The following is an 18,555-nucleotide window of genomic DNA, read 5'->3' on the forward strand; positions in this document are numbered from 1 at the left end:
GTATTTCCCCTTTTATAATGCATCCACACCCGTTTCACCGGTACGGATTCTGACGGCCTGTTCCAGATCGACGACGAAAATCTTTCCGTCACCGATCTTTCCTGTTGATGCCGATTTGCCAATCGCCTCAATCACCTGTTCGAGCAATTCGTCGGCAACAGCGACCTCAATCTTGATTTTCGGCAGAAAATCAACGACGTATTCCGCACCGCGATACAATTCGGTATGCCCTTTTTGCCGTCCGAACCCGCGAACATCCGTTACCGTCATCCCCTGAATACCGATAGCAGCCAGCGCTTCCCTGACCTCATCCAGTTTGAACGGTTTCACAATGGCACTGATCAATTTCATATCGTTCTCCTCCTGAACTCTGATCCCTGATAATGTTTAAAAAGCACCGCTGACCGATGCGACAGATACCGTTTTCATGGTTTCTCCCGCCAGTCCGGCAAAAATCCGGTTTTTCATGAAACTCTCCTTTTTAAAGCTCTGAATCGTTTTGTATTTTTCTTAACGCATAGACCGTGCCAACTTTTGCATGGAAAAAACACGTAAAACCAAATGAAAAAACACCGTGAACGCGGAACAGGAGGAAAAAACGGCACCTGATTCGTGCAGAAGGGCAAAGAAACAGAAAAATGCACCAAAAAGATGCACAAACAGGCGGAACAAATCGAACAGAAATCACCGATTCACACAAAACCCGCCCTGAAATGCATCATCCCGGCATTTCAGTAAACCTCAGGAAAGGATCCGGGCAAGACATTCCATTTTTTACAATACCCATTCGCTTATACCGTGTGACAAACGACGGAGATAAAACCAGAGATGTGTGGAAAAAACATCGAAAAAAAGAATCCGGGCAACAGGTATTAACCTGTTTCGATTTTGCTGGTATAATTTCATTCCTGTCGGGTTGTTAGCTCAGTTGGTAGAGCTGCGGACTCTTAATCCGTAGGTCGAGCGTTCGAGTCGCTCACAACCCACCAAACAATACTTGAAAAAGCACATCTTTTCAGATGTGCTTTTTCTTTTGCCTGAATCACAAAATCGTGACAGATTCACGCAGAACATCGTCCACAACCTGTACTTTTTCTTTCAATTTTTGTGGAGCGAGAGGAGCATACCGTCTGACCGTTTCGGTACAACTCCATGCCTCCACTTACGGCAATTCATTCAACAAAACTCCATTCCGGACAAGAATCAATGCCCATATATGGAGTTGTACCGGCGACAATCAGCAATATGCGTGTTTCAGCGCTTTTTCGAACGCTGTCCTGGAGTCTCCGACAGATCTGTTTTTGCAGAAGAAAACATATTTCCTGTTCTTTCCTCTTTGGGCTATCAGGACAGTTCTCATCGCCTTCGGCGTAGAAATCACATGCCCGTTTCATTTCTTTCGCAAAAAGCGGGACTGTGCCTTTCCGAAAACCGATCCGATTCCAGCGCAAACGCAGAACATCGCCTTTTCCCGATCCTGTAAAGATCGAAAAAAGAAATACCGGTTTCCGGTGCACAAAAAGCTATCAAATCCCCTTTTTGTTTCTTTGCCAGACAAACCGTCATCGTGCCTGATGGACACTCCCATACAGCGACATCCCTTAACGGCTTGTCAGTCCGTTCAGGCATTGAAATGATGACCGGTATTCCTTCATTTTTTCCCGTGATTCCACACGCCAACCGGAGACGGACAATATTTCCCTCAGGAGCTGACCGACAAAAATTATTGATAAAAAATTGACAGATATTTCACTTCGTCATCGTAAAAATACCGGACATCAAAACAGATATTCTTGTGTTCACTCACGATGACAACCATTCCGAAGACATTTTTTTCCCGCCGTTTTCATATCGACAGCCGATGGCTGATCGCTCTCGCTGCATGTTACTTCACCACTGTCCTGAATCTGGGCCTGTGGCGCTATATCGCAAATCATCTTGCCATTACCGGCGTCAATATGTTTTTTTTCGGAATCAGTCTGCCGGTTCTGATTTTCACGGCACTTTACCTGATATTCAATCTTCTTGTATTGCCGTATATCGGCAAACCTTTGCTGATCCTGCTGCTGATTATCTCAAGTGCCGCCAACTTTTTCATATTCAGTTTCGGCATCTTTATCGATTCCTACATGATCCGGAATGTTTTCGAAACAAACATGCGTGAAGCGCTTGATCTCATCACGCCCGGTTCCCTTTTATGGATATTTTCCGGCGGAGTATTGCCTGCGATATTGTTGCTTTTTGCCCGGATCGATTACCGGCCCTTCTGGAAAGAATGCCGTTTCCGTATTTTCGCCATAGCCGGTTGCCTTGCCATGACGGGGATAATCGCCGCGCTTTTCTTCAAGGAATATGCCGCTTTCGGAAGAAACCACCGCGATCTGCCGCGACTGATCAATCCGACCAACTACATCTATGCCACGGCACGCTATTTCCATCTCCAGTCAATGGTCAACCGCCAGCTCCAGCGACTGGACGAAGCAGCCAGACTGGCTCCTTACAAGGATGCCGCGCCGACTGTATTCATTATGGTCGTCGGTGAAACCGCCCGCTCGATGAATTTTTCCCTGAACGGATACCCGCGCAAAACCAATCCTCTCCTTGCCAAAGAAGACGTCATCTCCTTCAGAAACGTTTATTCCTGTGGCACGGCTACCGCCACATCCGTTCCCTGCATGTTCTCCAACATGCCAAGAAACCGGTTCAATGTAAATGACGCGAAATATTCCGAAAACATGCTTGATCTCATACAACAGGCCGGTTTCGAAGTGCTATGGCGCGAAAACGACGACGGTTGCAAAGGCGTCTGCAACCGGGTTCCCAACGAAGATATGGTCAAAACAAACGATATCCGTTATTGCGACGGTCAAAGCTGTTTCGACGAGGTTCTGGTCGAAAATCTGGAAGAATATCTGGCCAATGTCAAGAAAGACGCTTTCATCGTTCTGCACATGATCGGCAGCCATGGGCCTACCTATTACAAACGTTATCCCGACTCTTTCCGGAAATTCACGCCCACCTGCGATACTGCTGAAATCCAGAAATGTACCCGTGAGGAAATCGTCAATACCTACGACAACACCATTCTCTATACCGATTTCGTCGTCTCACGAGCCATCGGCATCCTCAAGAAATTCCCTCATCTCGAATCCGGACTGCTTTACGTCTCCGATCACGGCGAATCGCTGGGCGAAAACAACATTTACCTGCACGGATTACCCTACTCCATTGCACCTGAAGAACAGAAAAAAGTCCCCACGATCCTGTGGATGTCCGACAACATGAAAAAGTTCGACCATCTGGATTACAGTTGCATCGCGAAAAAGGCGGAAGAAAACACCTTCTCGCACGACAATATTTTTCACACCATTCTGGCTCTGATGGAAATCAGATCGAAAACCTATGACAAGTCGCTGGACATGTTCGACCCATGCCGGCTTGAACCGCTGCCATGAAATCAGCCCTTCCATAGCCAGACTTCAGGCAACTGTTTTTCATGAAATGCTGATAACTACTGTACGCCACAATCAACCCGTTTCCTGCCGAACGAAACAGACAACGGCGGCAAAAACATCCACAGCCCTGTTTCCGTGGACAATCTGTCTCCGGGCAAGCATATTCTCCCGTACAACATCCGGTGCAGGGAAATCCATTCATTCCGCCTGACAACATGAACGAAACACCGTCTTCCGACAATTCGCACGCTCCCGAAACTTTCCACCTGTTCACTCCGGTCAAAACACAGCCGATATTCCACTCCATTCTCACGGATTGTCGGGAGACTGTTTTCCATACCGGCCACGGCAATTGATTTCCAGAAAATCCTGCCACCTCGAATCTTTCCCTCGATGAGAACCGTATGCGCCTTTTCACCCTGTCTCAGGAAATCTCCCCTGTCAGAAAAAACATGCCTTATTGAATAAAAAACACCATTGCAAACATGTTTCCATGCGCTCAAAACTTCCGCCATTTCCTATCAGCCCGGCAGGATTCCCAAGTTTACTTTGCAAATAAACAGTGGTCTAATTAAAGGAAAATCATTGAAGCGACTCATCTCCCGAGTCCTATTTCACCTAGGAGACTTTTCATGAATGAAACGATCAGCGCAATGCTCTCCCGCCGAAGCATTCGTTCCTACAAAACCCGGCAGGTTTCCGATCGCGATTTGAACTGGATTCTTGAAGCCGGCATTTACGCCGCGACATCCAGAAACATGCAATCCTGGTACCTGACTGCCGTACAGAACAAAGACCTTCTGAAAAGACTGAGAGATGCAGCCTGCGACACCATGCTCAAGTCAGACAACGAACGCAATCGTGAAAAGGCACTCGATCCCGGTTTTTCCCCTTTCTACAATGCCCCCACCCTGATTATCGTTTCCGGCAATGAATCCAGAAATGCCAGAGTGGATTGTGCCAATGCAACCCAGAACATGTGCGTCGCGGCAAACTCTCTTGGACTCGGATCATGTTATCTGGCCAGTTTTACCATGGCATTTGAAAACCCGGCCGTCGCCGCTGTTCTTCTGAGAGATCTGGGCATTCCGGAAGGATATTCCCCGCAATTCGGCGTTGCACTCGGTTATGCGGACGAACAGCCGGAAACCCCTCATCGCAGACGGGACGTCATCCGTATCCTCAAATAGATGGCAAAACGGATGAAACTGTTCGGAAAACACTGTGCCGGAATGCTGGCGATACTGGCATTTCCGGGCATGGTCACCTGTGCGGACATCACACTGCCGCCTCCGCAAACAAAAGGGGGCCAAGGAATTTTCACTCTGCTGAAATCGCGTCATTCGTCAACCCCGGCCGATTTTCCGCTGAAAAATATCTCTGCGCAAGAACTCTCCAGCCTTCTCTGGGCCGCCACCGGACAAAACCGTTCACCAAGAGGCTGGACAATTCCCCTGGCGATGAACACTGCCCCCTATAACAAAATCTATGTCCTGGACGACAGCGGCGTTTACCGGTATCACTGGAAACAGAACAGGCTCATCCGGATTTCCGACAAAAACATCAAGAACGGGATCAGCCCGCAAAACATCGTCGGCAAATCACCTGTCGTGCTGGTTTTCGTTTCCGGAAGCAATATCAAAAAAGAATATGTCTATACCACAACGGGAGCAATGACCCAGAATATTTATCTGGCAGCGGAATCCATGGGAATCGGAGGCCGATTTGTCATGACGATGAATGAAAAGGCCATTCGTGAAGGACTGAAGCTGAAAACCGGTGAATATCCGCTCAATCTGATGCTCATCGGCAAGAAATGACCTCTCCATAACGGATTTTCCATTGTCCTTTCAACCATTCCAAAAACAGAAGACCGCTCCTTCCTGTCCACTGTTATTGTGCACTACGAAAAACACTCCAACCTCATGACGGTTTCGAGAGTCGTCGCCACAGCAACACATCCGGTTTCTGAAAAGGATCCGCCGGGCAAATTGAAACAAATTTGATTTTTCAAAGCATCCGACTCTTGCCAAATGATACATTTTCAAAACTGAAGGTCCAGTTTTATACTGAATCGATCCCTTCGGGAAACAAAAACATCCATGGAGACACACATGAAACGATATCTTCTATCCTTACTGGCAATTCCCCTCGTTCTGGCCGGTTGCGCACAAACTCCCAGTTCAAACCCGCCTGCCTCACAAGCAGTGGATTCCCTCGACGCATTCCATTGGCAACTGACCGATGCGACCGACCGTGGTGGCAAGCGACTGGACTATCTGTTCGTCCAGCCCGGCACCCCCGTCCAGATGGACTTCAAAACCAACCGTTTTTCGGTTTCCAATACCTGCAATGTCATCAACGGTACTTATTTGCTGACCGACAATGTCATTACCTTTTCCAATATGATGTCAACCCGGATGCTGTGTGCCAATCCGCAGCTGAATACACTTGAACAGAAAGTAGCCTCCCAGTTGCAGAACCGTGCGAATATCGATCTGTTTCTTTCCGCAACACCGGTCATGAAACTTCGTTTCTATGATGGCAACACCCTGACTTTTACGGGCCGGCCGACAGCCGATGTCCGTTACGGCGGAACAGGTGAAACCGTTTTCATGGAAATCGCTTCCAATACAGTAACCTGCAGTTCACCGACACTGCCAGTGAAACAGTGCCTTCAGGTTCGTGACGTGTATTATGACAACAGTGGCGTCATCACCGGAACAAGCACATGGCGTGCCTTCTATCCAAACATCGAGGGCTACCAGCACCAGGAAGGTGTCGGCCACATTCTCCGTTTGAAACGGTACAACGTACCCAATGCACCCGCCAATACACAAAACCAGGCTTATATTCTTGACATGATTGTCCAGTAATCCGTCCTCCCTCAGAGGGCGTTCAAACCCGGCCGGTTTTCTGCCGGCGGGATGCCGGGTCTGCGCAGACATTCTGTGGTTTTGTCCCCGGTCAGCCTTTCAGCCGATACGACCGGACAGAAAAACCCGTATTGTCTACCCTTGCAAGAAAAAAGGAGCGATTTCCGCTCCTTTTTTCGTGTTTTGTGTTTTTCGTGTTTTGTATTGGATTGAAGCCGGCGATCAGAACAGATAATTGACGACGAAGTTGCCCATGACGCCTTCCCGTTGGCCAACGTAGCCTTCTATTGTGAAGTCGTAGTTCCACCGGCTTTTTTCCGACGGTACGAATTTAACGCCCAGTTCCAGTACGCCGCTGTCTCCTTTCAGGCTGGTGTCTTTCAGGCTGTATCCCATGACGCTTCCTCTCGCGTTTCCGTCGAATTCGTGTTCCCAGGCTATGCCTATGTAGGGCATGCCGGTTTTTTCCGCTGTGTAGTTGAGCCGGGTTCCCAGCCGGGTACGGTGGCTGTCGATGTCGTCGAGTTTGTGGTCGGCTCCGTTTATTTCTGTGTTGAAGCCGTTCAGGTGCAGCCAACGGTATTTGAGGTAGCTGTCGAGCATGTAGTCGGGGTGGTATTGCCATTCCCGACCGATTTCGAGTCCCGCTCCGTAGTAGGTGCTGTTTTTGTCGTAGTCGAGTTTTTCTCCGCTTCCGTCTTTGAGGCGGCTGTTGTAGTCGCTGAAGGCACGACCGATTCTGGCATGGGCCTGGAGGTAGGTGCCTTTCCAGTTTCCTTCTTTCTGTTTTCTTTCTCCGATGGCTCCGATTCCGTAGTAGTGGATGTCTCCGTTTCCTTTTGCCCACCGGTTATGGGTGTCTATGTTTCCCCAGCCGGCTTCGATGTACAGGGCTCCGTTGAGGTCTTTTTCGGTGTCCTGTTTTTCGTTGAGTTTGCTTCTGAGTCCGATGAACCAGTGGGTTCCTGTGGTGTGGGCCCAGGCTTTGTTTCCGTTCAGGTCGTGGTGCAGGTCTCCTCCGCTGACGGCGCCATAGAAGCAGGTCTCGGGGATGCTTCCGTCTTCCCGCAGGCTGCACTGGAGTTTGCGGTCGAGGATGAAGTCTCCTGCCGCGTTCAGGAAGTCTGTCAGGGCCAGCCGGCTTTCGTTGATGGTTTCTGTTCCGGGGACGATTTCGGTTTCTCCTGTTTTGACGAGGTCGATGCTGTCTCCGTCAACGCTATCGATGCCGGGGCCGTCCCATTCTACTTTGTAGAGGGCCTGGAGGGCTCCTTTTTCGCGGACGGTGACTTGTCCTTTTTCGTATTTGACGTTTTCTGCTGTCAGGCCGGCATCTGTTTTGTTTTTGATGACTTCGTAGCGTGGGACAAGCGCACTGTTGGTGTGGGCTATGGCTTTCTGAGCAGTGTGGAGGTGGATAGTGCTGTTACCGAGACGGGTCGTTTCTTTTTCTGTCAGGACGATGATCGGGTCACCGGCACGAAGCGTCAACCCCGCCAGATCGAGGTCAATGCGGTCGAAGTTTCCGATGTTTTGTGCACGCCCTTTAAAATTTCTGATGTTCAGGGTGTTGTTGTTTTGTCCTGTGGCTGTCGCATTGCTTCCGTAGAGCCAGGCTTTTGTGATGTCGATTCCGTTTTTTCCATTCAGGTTGATGGTGTTGCTGGTGACGGTTCCGTTATTGCTGTAGCCTGCATAGATTCTTCCTGCAACTGTCCCTCCGTTGAGGTCAATGGTGTTGCCGGTGACGGTTCCGCCGGCAGATTGGCCTCCGCGTATTCCGTCAAGGACGCTGCCTCCGTTTATGGTGACGGTGTTGGATTCGGCGTTCCCGCTGCCGTTGCTGTAACCTCCATAGACATTTCCCTTTACTTCTCCTCCTGTCATGGTAACTTCGTTGCCTATTACGCTTCCTGCGCCGTTGCTGTAACCTCCACGGACTTTTTCGCTTATGGTTCCTCCTTCTATGGTGACGGTGTTACCCTTGACTTCACCGTTGCTCTTTTCGCCAGCGAAGCCGCCAAAAATGGTTTTGCTTACGGTTCCTCCTTTTACGAAGACTTCATTTTCCGTTACATCCCCGCTGCCGTTGCTGTAACCGCCACGGACCTCTTTCTCTACTTTTCCTCCTGTCATGGTGACGGTGTTGTTGCTGACGGCTCCACTGCCTTTGCTGTAACCGCCATAGACGGTTTCGTTTACGGTTGTTTTTTCTCCTGAGATGGTCACGGTGTTTTCCTTAACTTCACCGCTGCCGTCGCTCTGGCCACCACGGACATCTTCGCTTAACGTACCACCTGTGATGTTAACCTCGTTGTTCTGGACAACACCTGTGCTGTTTTTGTCAGCCAAACCGCCAAAGACAGCCTTTCCTACTTCTCCACTTGACACGAAGACTTTGTTTTCTGTCACGTTACCACTGCCGTTGCTGTAACCACCATGGACTGTTTCGGTTACCTGGCCACCTTTGATGTCAACGGTGTTGTTCCGGACAACACCGTTGCCGAGGCTGTAACCACCATGGATGCTCCTCCCTACTGTTCCTCCTGTCATTTCAACGGTGTTTTCCGTGATGGCACGGCCGTCATTTGACTGCCCAATGAAACCGCCTAAAACACTTCCGCCATATGATGGATTGACTTTCTCTACCACAGCACCTTCTTTTATCTCGACGGTATATCCGCTGACACTATCACTTTCACTGGCATTCTCGCTGCCGTGACCACCATAAACGTCACCATTGACAGTCCCATATGATTCTCCTGTACCCACCGTTATCTTTTTCGTCTGTTGGTCAGCATATACACTTGCCGCCGATACATGAGGAGCACAAAGAATGGCGGAAAGCGCAACTCCTGCACAAAACAGTCCTTTGACGATTTTGCGGCCGTGGGTTTCTTCAACCGGCGGTTTGAAAGATGCCGGGTTTTCTCCGGCTGCGGCATGACGGGATATGCGGGACATGGCTGTTTCCTTTCAGGGCACTTTTTCGCCGTTAACGTCCTCCAATAATCATTGACGACCGTTAATAACCATTAACGGTCGTAACCATTTCGCAACCTCCTGTTTTTCAACGCCTTTTCCGGATGCCGCCTTATCTCGTCCTTGTCGTTTCCCTTCTCCTATCTTCCTGCCCTGTTTCTTTTTTATCCGGATTTCTCTTTTGTTTTGTTATACTTATTTCAATTTTTTAATATTCCTGTTAACGTTTTTTAATGGTTATAACCTCTCTTTTTCTCCTGTCTCTTTTTCACCATACTTCTTCTTTTCATGCTTTGGAGAACTGATCCGCTTGCGGGTTGTCATGTCACCTAAAGAGTTTTCCGGGCCGGCTTTATCAATAAACAATATGCCGCCTTTTCCGGAATAGTCGCTTCAAAATGGAATGTCGATGGTAATGCCGTTATTTCCCGTATCGAAAACCGGCAGAAAGCGATCGTGGCAAGCTGAAAAACAGGCCGTCAGAAGGACAGGAAGGAAAAAACCGTCAGGAAATTGTCCGGCGCCTGACGGTTTCAAAAGCTTCGATTGATCTGGTGAGCAGATACTGCAACTTCAGCCTGTCATCCTGTGACACATACCGGAGAACATTGACCTTTCCGGCCGGCAAGGAACGTATCAGAACCAGTGCTTCATACAAGTAATCAAAACCCCGCTGCAAATTCTTTCTTTCACGATTGCCCAATCCGTTTTTCTCAAGCAGTTCAAACAGGGTTTCGCGTAATTCAACATGTCCAAGGTCTTGAAAACTGTCTGGCAGAAAATTTTCCTGTCTCTTTTCCCCGGCATCGATATCCAGAAATTCCGAGAACTCCTGCAAATTGACGACGAGAATTTGCAACCGCCCTTCCAGAATTGTCCCGTACATATGGGAAAGCACCACGGCATTACTGTTTCTTTGATGTCGGACATAAATGGAAAAAACGAAAACAATAAAAACAATAGCGACGATACCCGCAGCAAACAGGATATCCGTCAACCCGGAGGAACCGGATACCTTTTCGGAAGCGGATGCCGCTGCCGGATGCAATATGGCCAGACCGGACAACAACAATAACAGATACCGTCTCAAATGCATGTTTTTCCTGAAAAATCAGATGACAAGAAAACTATACCCGCTAATGACAGGTCCAGAAACGACTTCCTGGGCTTTCATCATTGAATAGCCGCAAAAAATGTAACATTTCCAGAAGAGCCGGCCTGAAAAATTCTGTCTGTATGAAAAAACCGGATTCATTCGTTATATTTTCTGTCTGATCCTTTCGCTTTTTCAACAGGATATTTCAAGGCGTTTTTTTCCATTTTCCTGAGGGCCGCCTGCTGCAAATCGATTTTGGCCAGCGACGCAAAACGGATCAGATACAAAAGAATATCGGCAAGCTCTTCTTCCGTATGTTCGCGTACCGTTTTGTCCGCATCGATTTCCCGCCAGTCATGCTGGCCGCGTGTCCACTGGAATATCTCAAGCAGTTCAGACGCTTCGACAGCCAATGCCGAAGCAATGTTTTTGGGAGTATGAAACGGTTTCCAGTCACGTTCGGCAGAAAACTTTTCCAGTTCTTCCGCCAGCATCTCATCGTCAATCATTCCGTTTTTTCCCTGATATTCCCTGTTTTTCCCGGTACGATTTCTTCATTACCGGAAAGAACACTGTGAGAGACACCTTCGATAACCCTGACTTTCTGGAAATCACGCCCGTTCGGTTGCTGATAGGCATATAAACCGAATTGCGGCAATATGGAATAAAGATGATCGAACATATCCGATTGGATCGCTTCATAATCGTTCCAGACTGTCGTCGCGGCAAAACAGTAAATCTCGATTGGCAAACCTGTTGCGCCCGGATCCATCTGCCGGACAAGTATCGTATCGTTTTTCACGATTTTCGGATGACTTAACAGATACTGTTCCACATAAGCCCTGAATGTTCCGATATTGGTCAGCTGACGACGATTGGCGAAACTGTTTCCGGCTTCGCCAAGCCGGTTGTTCCATTCCCCGATTTCCTTTTCCTTGGTTGCCAGATAATTCTGCAAAAGCCGTATACGGTGGACATTGATACTTTCCTGTTCTGTCAGAAAATGAATGCTGGTCTGATCAATATAAATGGAACGCTTGATTCTCCGTCCTCCCGATTCCTGCATACCCCGCCAGTTCTTGAACGGATCGGTAATCAGACGACGGGTCGGAAAAGTCGTAATCGTCCTGTCCCAGTTCTGTACCTTGACCGTATGCAAGGCGATATCGATAACCGTTCCGTCGGCATTGAGGTTCGGCATTTCAATCCAGTCTCCTACCCTGACAAGACCGTTTGCCGCAATCTGGATACTGGCGACAAGAGACAACAGGGTATCCTGAAAAACCAGCATGAGTACCGCCGCCATGGCACCCAGTCCTGAAAGCAGAATGACGGGTGATTTATCAATCAGTGTGGCGATGATGAGTATGCCGGCAACCAGATATATCCCGAGTTTGAGCAACTGGATATATCCCTTGATCGGGCGACTGGCTGCAATCGGCCGTCTGTTATAAATAGCTTCGACGATATTCAGTGCCGCACAAAGCGCCATGGCCAGTGTCAAAATGATGAACGAGGCCGCCACGGTCCGTACAATAAACGCGATTTTCTCCGGAAGATGCGGGACCCACACAATACCATGCGTAAATGCCAGAGCCGGAACGATATTGGCCAACCGCGCAATAAACTTTTCAAGCAGATTATCACCGACATCGGAAATCGAGGTGAGTCTGAGTGCCCGGTGAACCAGCCGGAGCAGGATTTTCTTGACGACAAAATTCAGAAAACAGGACACGGCGACCAACAGACTGAGTGCTGCCAGGGTGTACAGTAATGGCGAATCGTCGAAAAAAGAAAGATACTCGTTAATCAGGGATATCATAAAAAAACCGGATTTTATTCAATGGCGCATTTCCGGCAGGAAACCGGGACAAGTGTGCAGAAATATACCATCCATTACCGATGGTTGACAGTACTATGCAAACACGAGGCGCTCACTTTTCGTCCATTCTTCCCGGCAGAATCCTAACTGCCCGATTTTTCCCTCCCGGTCAACCGGAACAACGCCATTCATGCGAGCGGACAATCGCCTTGTCTTTCCCAAAAAAGCAGGTTATCACAGGAAAAATCCACTTGATGGAAAAAACCGTTTTTCGCATACTCCTGCCAGAGACATTTTTTGCCAATCAGATCTTTTTCATGAATGAAATTGGTATCATGCATATTATTTTGACGACATCCGATTTCATCTATGACCAACGCATCGCAACAGCAGGATTTCCCCTTCCGGGGACTGAAACCCGAATCCGTCTGGAAACATTTCGCCGCTCTCTGCCACATTCCGAGACAGTCCAAACATGAAGGTCCTGTCAAAGACTATCTCCGGAAATGGGCGACAGGACAGGGACTTGTCAACTTCATCGACGCGGGGGGCAACCTTGTCATCCGCAAACCCGCCAGTCCCGGACGGGAAAACGCTCCCGGTATCATTCTTCAGGCTCATCTTGACATGGTTTGCCAGAAAAACGATTCCTCCACACACGATTTTTCGCGAGACCCCATCCATGCGACTGTTCGCGGCAATCTTGTTCTCTCAGAGAATACGACACTTGGTGCGGACGACGGCATCGGTGTTGCGCTGGCCCTTGCCGTACTGGATGACAACTCACTGGTTCATGGACCACTCGAAGCCCTGCTGACAGTCGATGAAGAAGAAGGAATGGGGGGAGCCAACAAGCTGGCGACCGACGTACTGCAAGGCAAAATCCTGCTGAATCTCGATAGTGAAACATGGGGGGATTTTTGTCTCGGCTGCGCCGGAGGTATGGACGTTCTGGTCCGACGTGCCGGACATCCCGAAACGTTCCCAGCCGGATGGCAGGCTGTACAAATCGACATCACCGGGTTGCGTGGCGGACATTCAGGCATCAACATTCATGAAGGACGCGGCAACGCTATCAAGCTTCTGGCAAGAATTCTCCATTCGTTGCAAAACCGTTTTCCGGTATGTCTGTCGACTTTGACAGGAGGAACCGCACGTAATGCCTTGCCAAGGGAAGCCTCCGCCATCATCGGAGTACAACCGCAAAACACGGCTTCTTTAAACGATCTGCTTCAACAATGGCAAACCCTGATCCGTCAGGAACTGGCAGGAGTTGATGAAAATATCCGGATCGGCTGGAAACCTGTTACCGCCGGCCAAATCATGTCTTCCGATGATCAGCGCGTCTGGTTGCATTCACTGCATGCCGCTCCCCATGGTATATGGCGGATGAGTGTTTCCGCGCCCGGTTCTCCGGAAACATCGAACAACCTCGGAACGGTGAATTTGCAACCGGACAGCGGTTCATGCACGTTTATGGTCCGTTCGACCATTGAGAGCGCCTGTCATGCACTAGCAGAAGAAATCGCGAGCCTGTTTGCCCTGTCAGGTATACAAATCAGGAAAGAAAACGCCTATCCGGGATGGGCACCTGATCTTTCATCTCCCTTGCTGGCACTCTGCCGGAAAATCTATAAACAGGAATTTGGCAGCGAACCGGCCACCCATATTATTCATGCCGGACTGGAATGCGGGATTCTGAAGTCGAAATATCCCGATCTCGATATCATTTCATTCGGCCCGACTATTCATAGTCCCCATGCGCCGGGAGAATCCGTTGAAATCGACACAGTCGAAAACTGCTGGCGCCTGTTGAAGCCCCTGTTGAATGCCATAGAATAAAAACAGTAGTCCAACCAACCGATGTAATGGCAAATACCGGAAAGAAACGGATCATTCTTTCCGGTATTCAATCTTCAAACCGGACACAAACTTGCATCTGTCCGAACCATGTCGGCCTTCAGTGACTTCTTTCACAGCAAACCGGAAAGAGAATCCCCTGCATTTGTCAGATCTGCAAGCTTACAAGCCGCGTTTTTCAGCAAGTGCCTGATAGAAAGCGATTTCATTTTCCCAAAGTGCCGCCCGGTCGATTTCCCCGTTTCTGAAGGCCTTCAGATAGCCGGGCAGATTTTGCATGGAGATATAACGAATGGCTGGCGTTTTTTCAACATCCAGCCATGCATCCGGGTCATTCCCGTACCAGCCGATCGCATTGTCGCCATCCAGCAGGGACGAGACATCTTTGGCAAGACTGTTCGGGTTGTCATACACATGGCAAAAATCATCTCCGTCATCCGCAACCTGCAGTTGCAAATAACCGCTTGGATAAAATATGACACTCATTTCCATCGACATCCCCGATTCATCTGTGAAAACGCTTTCCATCATATAGGAAAACCGAAGAAACCGGCATGCGACAAATTTCAGTACCGAAACATATCCATTTCTGCTGTCTCATTTTTACCGTTTCCCAACCAGATTCCGCCTGTCAGGTATTCATCCCGGAAACAAGGGAAAATTCATGCCATACCGGAAAAATGAAATGTCACGACCGGAAATACCGTTCTTTCAGTTGATCGGAAACTGGCAAAACACGATGACCACACATACCGAACATACAAAAATCAGTGCATCCATTATTTCGGAAACAATACCATTCATTTTTCAATTCCTCTCTGTTTACTGTTTATATTTACAGTATATCATACTGTAAATATAAACAGTTCCATTTTTTTGTTCCTCCTTTTCCGGACACAAAAAAATCTCCCGTCCTGAAAAGACGGGAGATTGACGAAAAAAGTGAAATCAGTCGTTATTGATATCCAGCAGACCTGAATAGCTGATAAATACTTTCTCACCACGATAAACAGGCAACGGTTTTTCTCCTTCCTTCAACGGAGTATCGCGCTGCTGGTTCTCGTTGGCAAAGCTGACATACGCGAAATTTCCCCTGGCACCTTTTTCCTTGTAAGCCGCCTCAATATCCTTGATATTGGATGGGATTTTCGCTTCTTCAGGATAACGTACCGCCTGAACGACGACCCATTGCAAACCGGCATCGCCTCCCAACCAGATCGAAGGCTGCAATTCGGGATTACTGTTCCAGGCTGTCACCGACTCTCCGCTCTGAATCAGATTTTGTCGAACGACCTGAATGGCGAAATCATGCAATTCCCAGTCCGTCATTTCGATCTTTTCATCTGTTACCAGATCGGGCGGATTGACAGGTGTACGATCTTTCTGGGACAACAGTCCCCATCCCTTTTCAACAGGAATCCAGTGCCCGAACGAAAATCTCATCGGCATGATACAGGCATGGCCATTGCACTTTTCCGCAATCTTGATCAGCGCCTCTTCAGAACCCGGTGTTTTCAGCTGACCTTCGGCATCCTCAATCCGTATGAAAAAAAGCTGATTGCCAAGACGGAACGAAAGATGTTCCATAATCGGCTGATCCAGATGGGCACGTATCCATGCCGGCCCTCCTTCAATCTGTTGTTGCAGATGACGGCCGGCATCATGCCAGCACTGGATGAAATCATCTGACAAAACCAAGGATTCTTTTTTTTCCTGCATAATTATTGTTCCTGTTTCAGTGGGAGAAAAATTCATTGTACCGGACATTTTCTTCCGGGACGTACATCCTGATCAAAACGTCAATATCTTTGTAGGATATCACGCTCCGAAGTGTTTCGAGACAAGTTCTTCCGGAGATGTCCCTCTGGAAAATTCCGATTCGACAATTTGTATAAACGCTGGCATCCCACCGCAATTTTTGATGACAGGTGTCGGACGAAGTCCTTCTTCCAGCAATAACTGGACCAGCCGGAAATAATAAGGCAACACGCCTTCGATAAAATCCCAGCGTTTTGGCGCGGCGATGGAATACAGCCAGCGATCGACAAAATGGGCCGGTTCTTCACCGGATCTGTGCGACTGCGCTATGGTGGTATCGTAAGTCTCTTTCAATACCTGTTTTAACAGGGATTCTTCCGCTCCCTGAACGAGAAGCTCCCGAATAATATCAACTTCATACTTCTCCGGCGTCGGATATTTCTCCCGGAAGGTCTGGGCAGACTGAACACCGGTTCTCACTTCATGAACAATTCTGCTTTTCCTGAACCACCTCTGGAATACACCGAGAAGAAACACTATCACTGTCGCCATAACGACAGACGCCACGATCATCCATGTTTCCATTCACACTCCCTCATACCCGTCGCAAGCCTCCCATTCGCACAACACTGCCAACCGGTTCCGAATGCGGCCGCCATTCACGTTTTTGCATCCTATTTTAACTCATGTCCCCATATGCACATCTTTTCCTAATCGCCGCATACTGCCAGTTCATTCCAGGATGTCGTATATCTTGGGGACATTCGCTCTTTTCGGGGTTCCCAATACCGGTGCATCCAGTCATCCTGTGACAGACGCAAAGCCCCGTTTCCGAACTGTCCGTTGATTTCATCCATCACCTTCATGATCCGTTCCTGTCTGGAATCGGCAAACATATCCGGAAAAAACAGTGACTCCGGAGACAGCTCACTGACGCAAACCCCTGCCTTGCGATACTCATATCCGGACTTGTATATCCTGTGAAGCCCGATCATCGCATACCGGTTTATTTCCACCGTACTACTGGTCGGTTCGACAAGTGGCAAACTGATATAGGGATGATATTGAGGCCGGTCTTTCCTGAACGGATCTGTCTCCAGAAACACATGCACCATCCCGGCAACAGATTCCTGCTTTCTCAGTTGCCGACCGATCTTCGTCGCATGAAAAGCCATGGCATTTTCCAGATCATCCTGTTTCGTAATCCGTTCTCCGAAAGAACGGCTGGACATAATCTGTTTGCGTGGCGGACTGATATCAGCTATCTCGATACATGGAATACCCCGCAATTCAGAAACCAGCCGTTCCATCGGCACGCCAAAACGGGCACGCATGGCCTTGATGTCCGAATCATGCAACTGGCAAACCGTTCCAATCCCAAGACGCCTCAATGACCGGTTCAGCCTCTGACCAATTCCCCATACCTCATCAACCGGAATTTTGTCGAGCAGTACGCGTTTCTGCTGTCGATCCAGAACATTGTAAAAAAAAATTCCCTTCGATTTCGGATGCTTCTTCGCAACAAAATTGGCAAGTTTCGCTAGCGTTTTCGTCGGGCCGATACCGATACATACCGGAATACCTGCCTGCTTGCAGACAATTTCCCGGATAGCGCAAGACCGTTCCCGGATATCGTCGAATCCGGTCAGATCCAGAAACGATTCATCAACACTGTATTCCTCATGAACCGGTGAAAAATCCGCCAGCATGCACTTCACCCGGTTGCTCAGATCGGAATACAAGGGAAAATTGCCTGAAAATGCCATGACATCCCGATATTTATGCAATCCTTTTACCTTGAACCAGGGTTCTCCCATCCGGATTCCCAGCCTTTTCGCTTCATCACTTCGGGAAATCACGCAACCATCATTGCTGGACAGTACAACCATTGGCCTGCCATCCAGATCAGGCCGGAACACCCGTTCACATGAAACGAAAAAGTTGTTGCAATCAACCAGCGCAATACATTTTTCCATTGGTATGTTCCCGGCAGATCTGTACTCCATCGCTGAACGCCCCCGGTCAAAGTCATCTCCGGCCCGCTTTTCATTGCGATTGCCCGATATATTCCATCCATATACATCACTCACAGCCCCCATTAGCACATGTTTTCCTTAAAATCCGGATCGGCAATAAGGGATAACCGGATCCTGTTTCTAAACAGGAAAATGCGGAAAACGCAAATCTGTCAATCAACAATTGCCACTGCCTTGTATACAAAACCGGAATGCAGGTCAAGAGTACCCGACCAGCCTAGTTTTCAGTAAAAAATGGATCTCCGAACAAATAAACTATTATGTACAAACAAGATTATTATGCTGTACAAATATACAGCATAATAATCTTGTTTGCAGAAGAAAACAATGAATCCATTACGTGGATGACAACAAATAACACACCATTTTCCATCTGCTTTATTCGCCTTGCCCGTTATCATGGCAGACATTCCATCCAGGAATGGTTAATGCAAAACGGAATGACCGGAAAAAACCGTTATGATTTTTACCAATGACATACCCTCTTTTCAGTACAGACTCTGAAAGATTTTCTAACCATGAAGATGAAATTGATCTATCGTCATTCCAGGCGTCATGATAAAAATACTGACAAATTAACTATTAAAGAAAGAAGTAAATTGCCCGATTTCATTTGTATCAGACAAAGACAAACTTGAATTGGCACATCACATTCTGCAAAAAACGCCCG

Annotated in this window: 17 protein-coding genes and 1 tRNA gene; 8 read left to right on the forward strand and 10 right to left on the reverse strand. The window is 48.4% G+C overall.

Features of this window, described 5'->3' with window-relative positions; all coding sequences use genetic code 11:
- Positions 1-12 precede the first annotated feature (12 nt).
- Positions 13-351, reverse strand: coding sequence for a P-II family nitrogen regulator (glnK, locus tag NB647_RS08360; protein ID WP_269264156.1), 339 nt, complete (start codon positions 349-351; stop codon positions 13-15).
- Between the two features lie 287 nt (positions 352-638).
- Between glnK and NB647_RS08365 the strand changes: the two genes are divergently transcribed.
- The 3 genes from NB647_RS08365 to NB647_RS08375 all read left to right on the forward strand — a co-directional run bounded on the left by NB647_RS08365 (position 639) and on the right by NB647_RS08375 (position 3,455).
- Entirely contained in the window at positions 639-923 is a 285-nt protein-coding gene (locus NB647_RS08365) for a hypothetical protein (protein ID WP_269264157.1), read from the forward strand.
- Positions 914-989, forward strand: a tRNA-Lys gene (locus tag NB647_RS08370). The genes NB647_RS08365 and NB647_RS08370 overlap by 10 nt, the downstream gene beginning before the upstream one ends.
- A gap of 804 nt (positions 990-1,793) precedes the next feature.
- A complete protein-coding gene (locus tag NB647_RS08375; protein ID WP_269282943.1) occupies positions 1,794-3,455 on the forward strand; it encodes a phosphoethanolamine transferase in 1,662 nt (553 codons plus the stop codon).
- Positions 3,456-3,511: 56 nt separating this feature from the next.
- Here NB647_RS08375 and NB647_RS08380 read toward each other — a convergent pair whose 3' ends face one another.
- Positions 3,512-3,970 (reverse strand): hypothetical protein, encoded by a 459-nt coding sequence (locus NB647_RS08380; RefSeq protein WP_269282945.1) that lies wholly within the window; start codon positions 3,968-3,970, stop codon positions 3,512-3,514.
- Between the two features lie 117 nt (positions 3,971-4,087).
- On the opposite strand from NB647_RS08380, the gene NB647_RS08385 reads away from it, so the two are divergent.
- From NB647_RS08385 to NB647_RS08395, 3 genes are all read left to right on the forward strand, one after another.
- On the forward strand, positions 4,088-4,645 hold the full coding sequence (locus tag NB647_RS08385; protein ID WP_269264161.1) for a nitroreductase family protein: 558 nt from the start codon (positions 4,088-4,090) through the stop codon (positions 4,643-4,645).
- A 12-nt stretch (positions 4,646-4,657) separates the two neighbouring features.
- Positions 4,658-5,275 (forward strand): nitroreductase family protein, encoded by a 618-nt coding sequence (locus NB647_RS08390; protein ID WP_269281071.1) that lies wholly within the window; start codon positions 4,658-4,660, stop codon positions 5,273-5,275.
- Positions 5,276-5,569: 294 nt separating this feature from the next.
- Entirely contained in the window at positions 5,570-6,331 is a 762-nt protein-coding gene (locus NB647_RS08395) for an META and DUF4377 domain-containing protein (RefSeq protein WP_269264163.1), read from the forward strand.
- 222 nt (positions 6,332-6,553) lie between these two features.
- On the opposite strand, the gene NB647_RS08400 is transcribed toward NB647_RS08395, so the two are convergent.
- From NB647_RS08400 to NB647_RS08415, 4 genes are all read right to left on the reverse strand, one after another.
- Positions 6,554-9,295: an autotransporter outer membrane beta-barrel domain-containing protein gene (locus tag NB647_RS08400; RefSeq protein WP_269282947.1), complete on the reverse strand. Its 2,742-nt coding sequence runs from the start codon at positions 9,293-9,295 to the stop codon at positions 6,554-6,556.
- 523 nt (positions 9,296-9,818) lie between these two features.
- Complete coding sequence (locus NB647_RS08405) at positions 9,819-10,409, reverse strand: hypothetical protein (protein ID WP_269264165.1); 591 nt, start codon at positions 10,407-10,409, stop codon at positions 9,819-9,821.
- A 155-nt stretch (positions 10,410-10,564) separates the two neighbouring features.
- Positions 10,565-10,918 (reverse strand): nucleotide pyrophosphohydrolase, encoded by a 354-nt coding sequence (locus tag NB647_RS08410; protein WP_269282949.1) that lies wholly within the window; start codon positions 10,916-10,918, stop codon positions 10,565-10,567.
- The gene (locus NB647_RS08415; protein WP_269282951.1) at positions 10,915-12,231 is read right to left on the reverse strand and encodes a mechanosensitive ion channel family protein; all 1,317 of its coding nucleotides are present in this window, start codon (positions 12,229-12,231) and stop codon (positions 10,915-10,917) included. Before NB647_RS08415 ends, NB647_RS08410 begins: the two co-directional genes overlap by 4 nt.
- 369 nt (positions 12,232-12,600) lie before the next feature.
- Here NB647_RS08415 and NB647_RS08420 point away from each other — a divergent pair, with 369 nt between their 5' ends.
- Positions 12,601-14,073 (forward strand): aminoacyl-histidine dipeptidase, encoded by a 1,473-nt coding sequence (locus NB647_RS08420; protein ID WP_269282954.1) that lies wholly within the window; start codon positions 12,601-12,603, stop codon positions 14,071-14,073.
- A gap of 180 nt (positions 14,074-14,253) precedes the next feature.
- On the opposite strand, the gene NB647_RS08425 is transcribed toward NB647_RS08420, so the two are convergent.
- From NB647_RS08425 to NB647_RS08440, 4 genes are all read right to left on the reverse strand, one after another.
- Entirely contained in the window at positions 14,254-14,622 is a 369-nt protein-coding gene (locus NB647_RS08425) for a hypothetical protein (RefSeq protein WP_269282956.1), read from the reverse strand.
- A 417-nt stretch (positions 14,623-15,039) separates the two neighbouring features.
- The gene (locus tag NB647_RS08430; RefSeq protein ID WP_269281059.1) at positions 15,040-15,810 is read right to left on the reverse strand and encodes a hypothetical protein; all 771 of its coding nucleotides are present in this window, start codon (positions 15,808-15,810) and stop codon (positions 15,040-15,042) included.
- Between the two features lie 99 nt (positions 15,811-15,909).
- The gene (locus NB647_RS08435) at positions 15,910-16,434 is read right to left on the reverse strand and encodes a hypothetical protein (RefSeq protein WP_269282959.1); all 525 of its coding nucleotides are present in this window, start codon (positions 16,432-16,434) and stop codon (positions 15,910-15,912) included.
- Positions 16,435-16,559: 125 nt separating this feature from the next.
- On the reverse strand, positions 16,560-17,825 hold the full coding sequence (locus NB647_RS08440) for a Y-family DNA polymerase (protein WP_269282961.1): 1,266 nt from the start codon (positions 17,823-17,825) through the stop codon (positions 16,560-16,562).
- Positions 17,826-18,145: 320 nt separating this feature from the next.
- On the opposite strand from NB647_RS08440, the gene NB647_RS08445 reads away from it, so the two are divergent.
- A complete protein-coding gene (locus tag NB647_RS08445; protein WP_269282963.1) occupies positions 18,146-18,361 on the forward strand; it encodes a hypothetical protein in 216 nt (71 codons plus the stop codon).
- The last annotated feature ends 194 nt before the right edge of the window (positions 18,362-18,555 follow it).

This window comes from Oxalobacter aliiformigenes (assembly GCF_027116575.1).
GTDB lineage: Bacteria > Pseudomonadota > Gammaproteobacteria > Burkholderiales > Burkholderiaceae_D > Oxalobacter > Oxalobacter aliiformigenes.

What these genes read in the sequence shown, in the direction of transcription:
- glnK (WP_269264156.1), bottom strand. Translation starts at nt 351, where the DNA reads ATGAAATTGATCAGTGCCATTGTGAAACCGTTCAAACTGGATGAGGTC.
- NB647_RS08365 (WP_269264157.1), top strand. Translation starts at nt 639, where the DNA reads ATGCACCAAAAAGATGCACAAACAGGCGGAACAAATCGAACAGAAATC.
- NB647_RS08380 (WP_269282945.1), bottom strand. Translation starts at nt 3,970, where the DNA reads ATGGCGGAAGTTTTGAGCGCATGGAAACATGTTTGCAATGGTGTTTTT.
- NB647_RS08385 (WP_269264161.1), top strand. Translation starts at nt 4,088, where the DNA reads ATGAATGAAACGATCAGCGCAATGCTCTCCCGCCGAAGCATTCGTTCC.
- NB647_RS08390 (WP_269281071.1), top strand. Translation starts at nt 4,658, where the DNA reads ATGAAACTGTTCGGAAAACACTGTGCCGGAATGCTGGCGATACTGGCA.
- NB647_RS08395 (WP_269264163.1), top strand. Translation starts at nt 5,570, where the DNA reads ATGAAACGATATCTTCTATCCTTACTGGCAATTCCCCTCGTTCTGGCC.
- NB647_RS08400 (WP_269282947.1), bottom strand. Translation starts at nt 9,295, where the DNA reads ATGTCCCGCATATCCCGTCATGCCGCAGCCGGAGAAAACCCGGCATCT.
- NB647_RS08405 (WP_269264165.1), bottom strand. Translation starts at nt 10,409, where the DNA reads ATGCATTTGAGACGGTATCTGTTATTGTTGTTGTCCGGTCTGGCCATA.
- NB647_RS08410 (WP_269282949.1), bottom strand. Translation starts at nt 10,918, where the DNA reads ATGATTGACGATGAGATGCTGGCGGAAGAACTGGAAAAGTTTTCTGCC.
- NB647_RS08415 (WP_269282951.1), bottom strand. Translation starts at nt 12,231, where the DNA reads ATGATATCCCTGATTAACGAGTATCTTTCTTTTTTCGACGATTCGCCA.
- NB647_RS08420 (WP_269282954.1), top strand. Translation starts at nt 12,601, where the DNA reads ATGACCAACGCATCGCAACAGCAGGATTTCCCCTTCCGGGGACTGAAA.
- NB647_RS08425 (WP_269282956.1), bottom strand. Translation starts at nt 14,622, where the DNA reads ATGATGGAAAGCGTTTTCACAGATGAATCGGGGATGTCGATGGAAATG.
- NB647_RS08430 (WP_269281059.1), bottom strand. Translation starts at nt 15,810, where the DNA reads ATGCAGGAAAAAAAAGAATCCTTGGTTTTGTCAGATGATTTCATCCAG.
- NB647_RS08435 (WP_269282959.1), bottom strand. Translation starts at nt 16,434, where the DNA reads ATGGAAACATGGATGATCGTGGCGTCTGTCGTTATGGCGACAGTGATA.
- NB647_RS08440 (WP_269282961.1), bottom strand. Translation starts at nt 17,825, where the DNA reads ATGGAAAAATGTATTGCGCTGGTTGATTGCAACAACTTTTTCGTTTCA.
- NB647_RS08445 (WP_269282963.1), top strand. Translation starts at nt 18,146, where the DNA reads ATGTACAAACAAGATTATTATGCTGTACAAATATACAGCATAATAATC.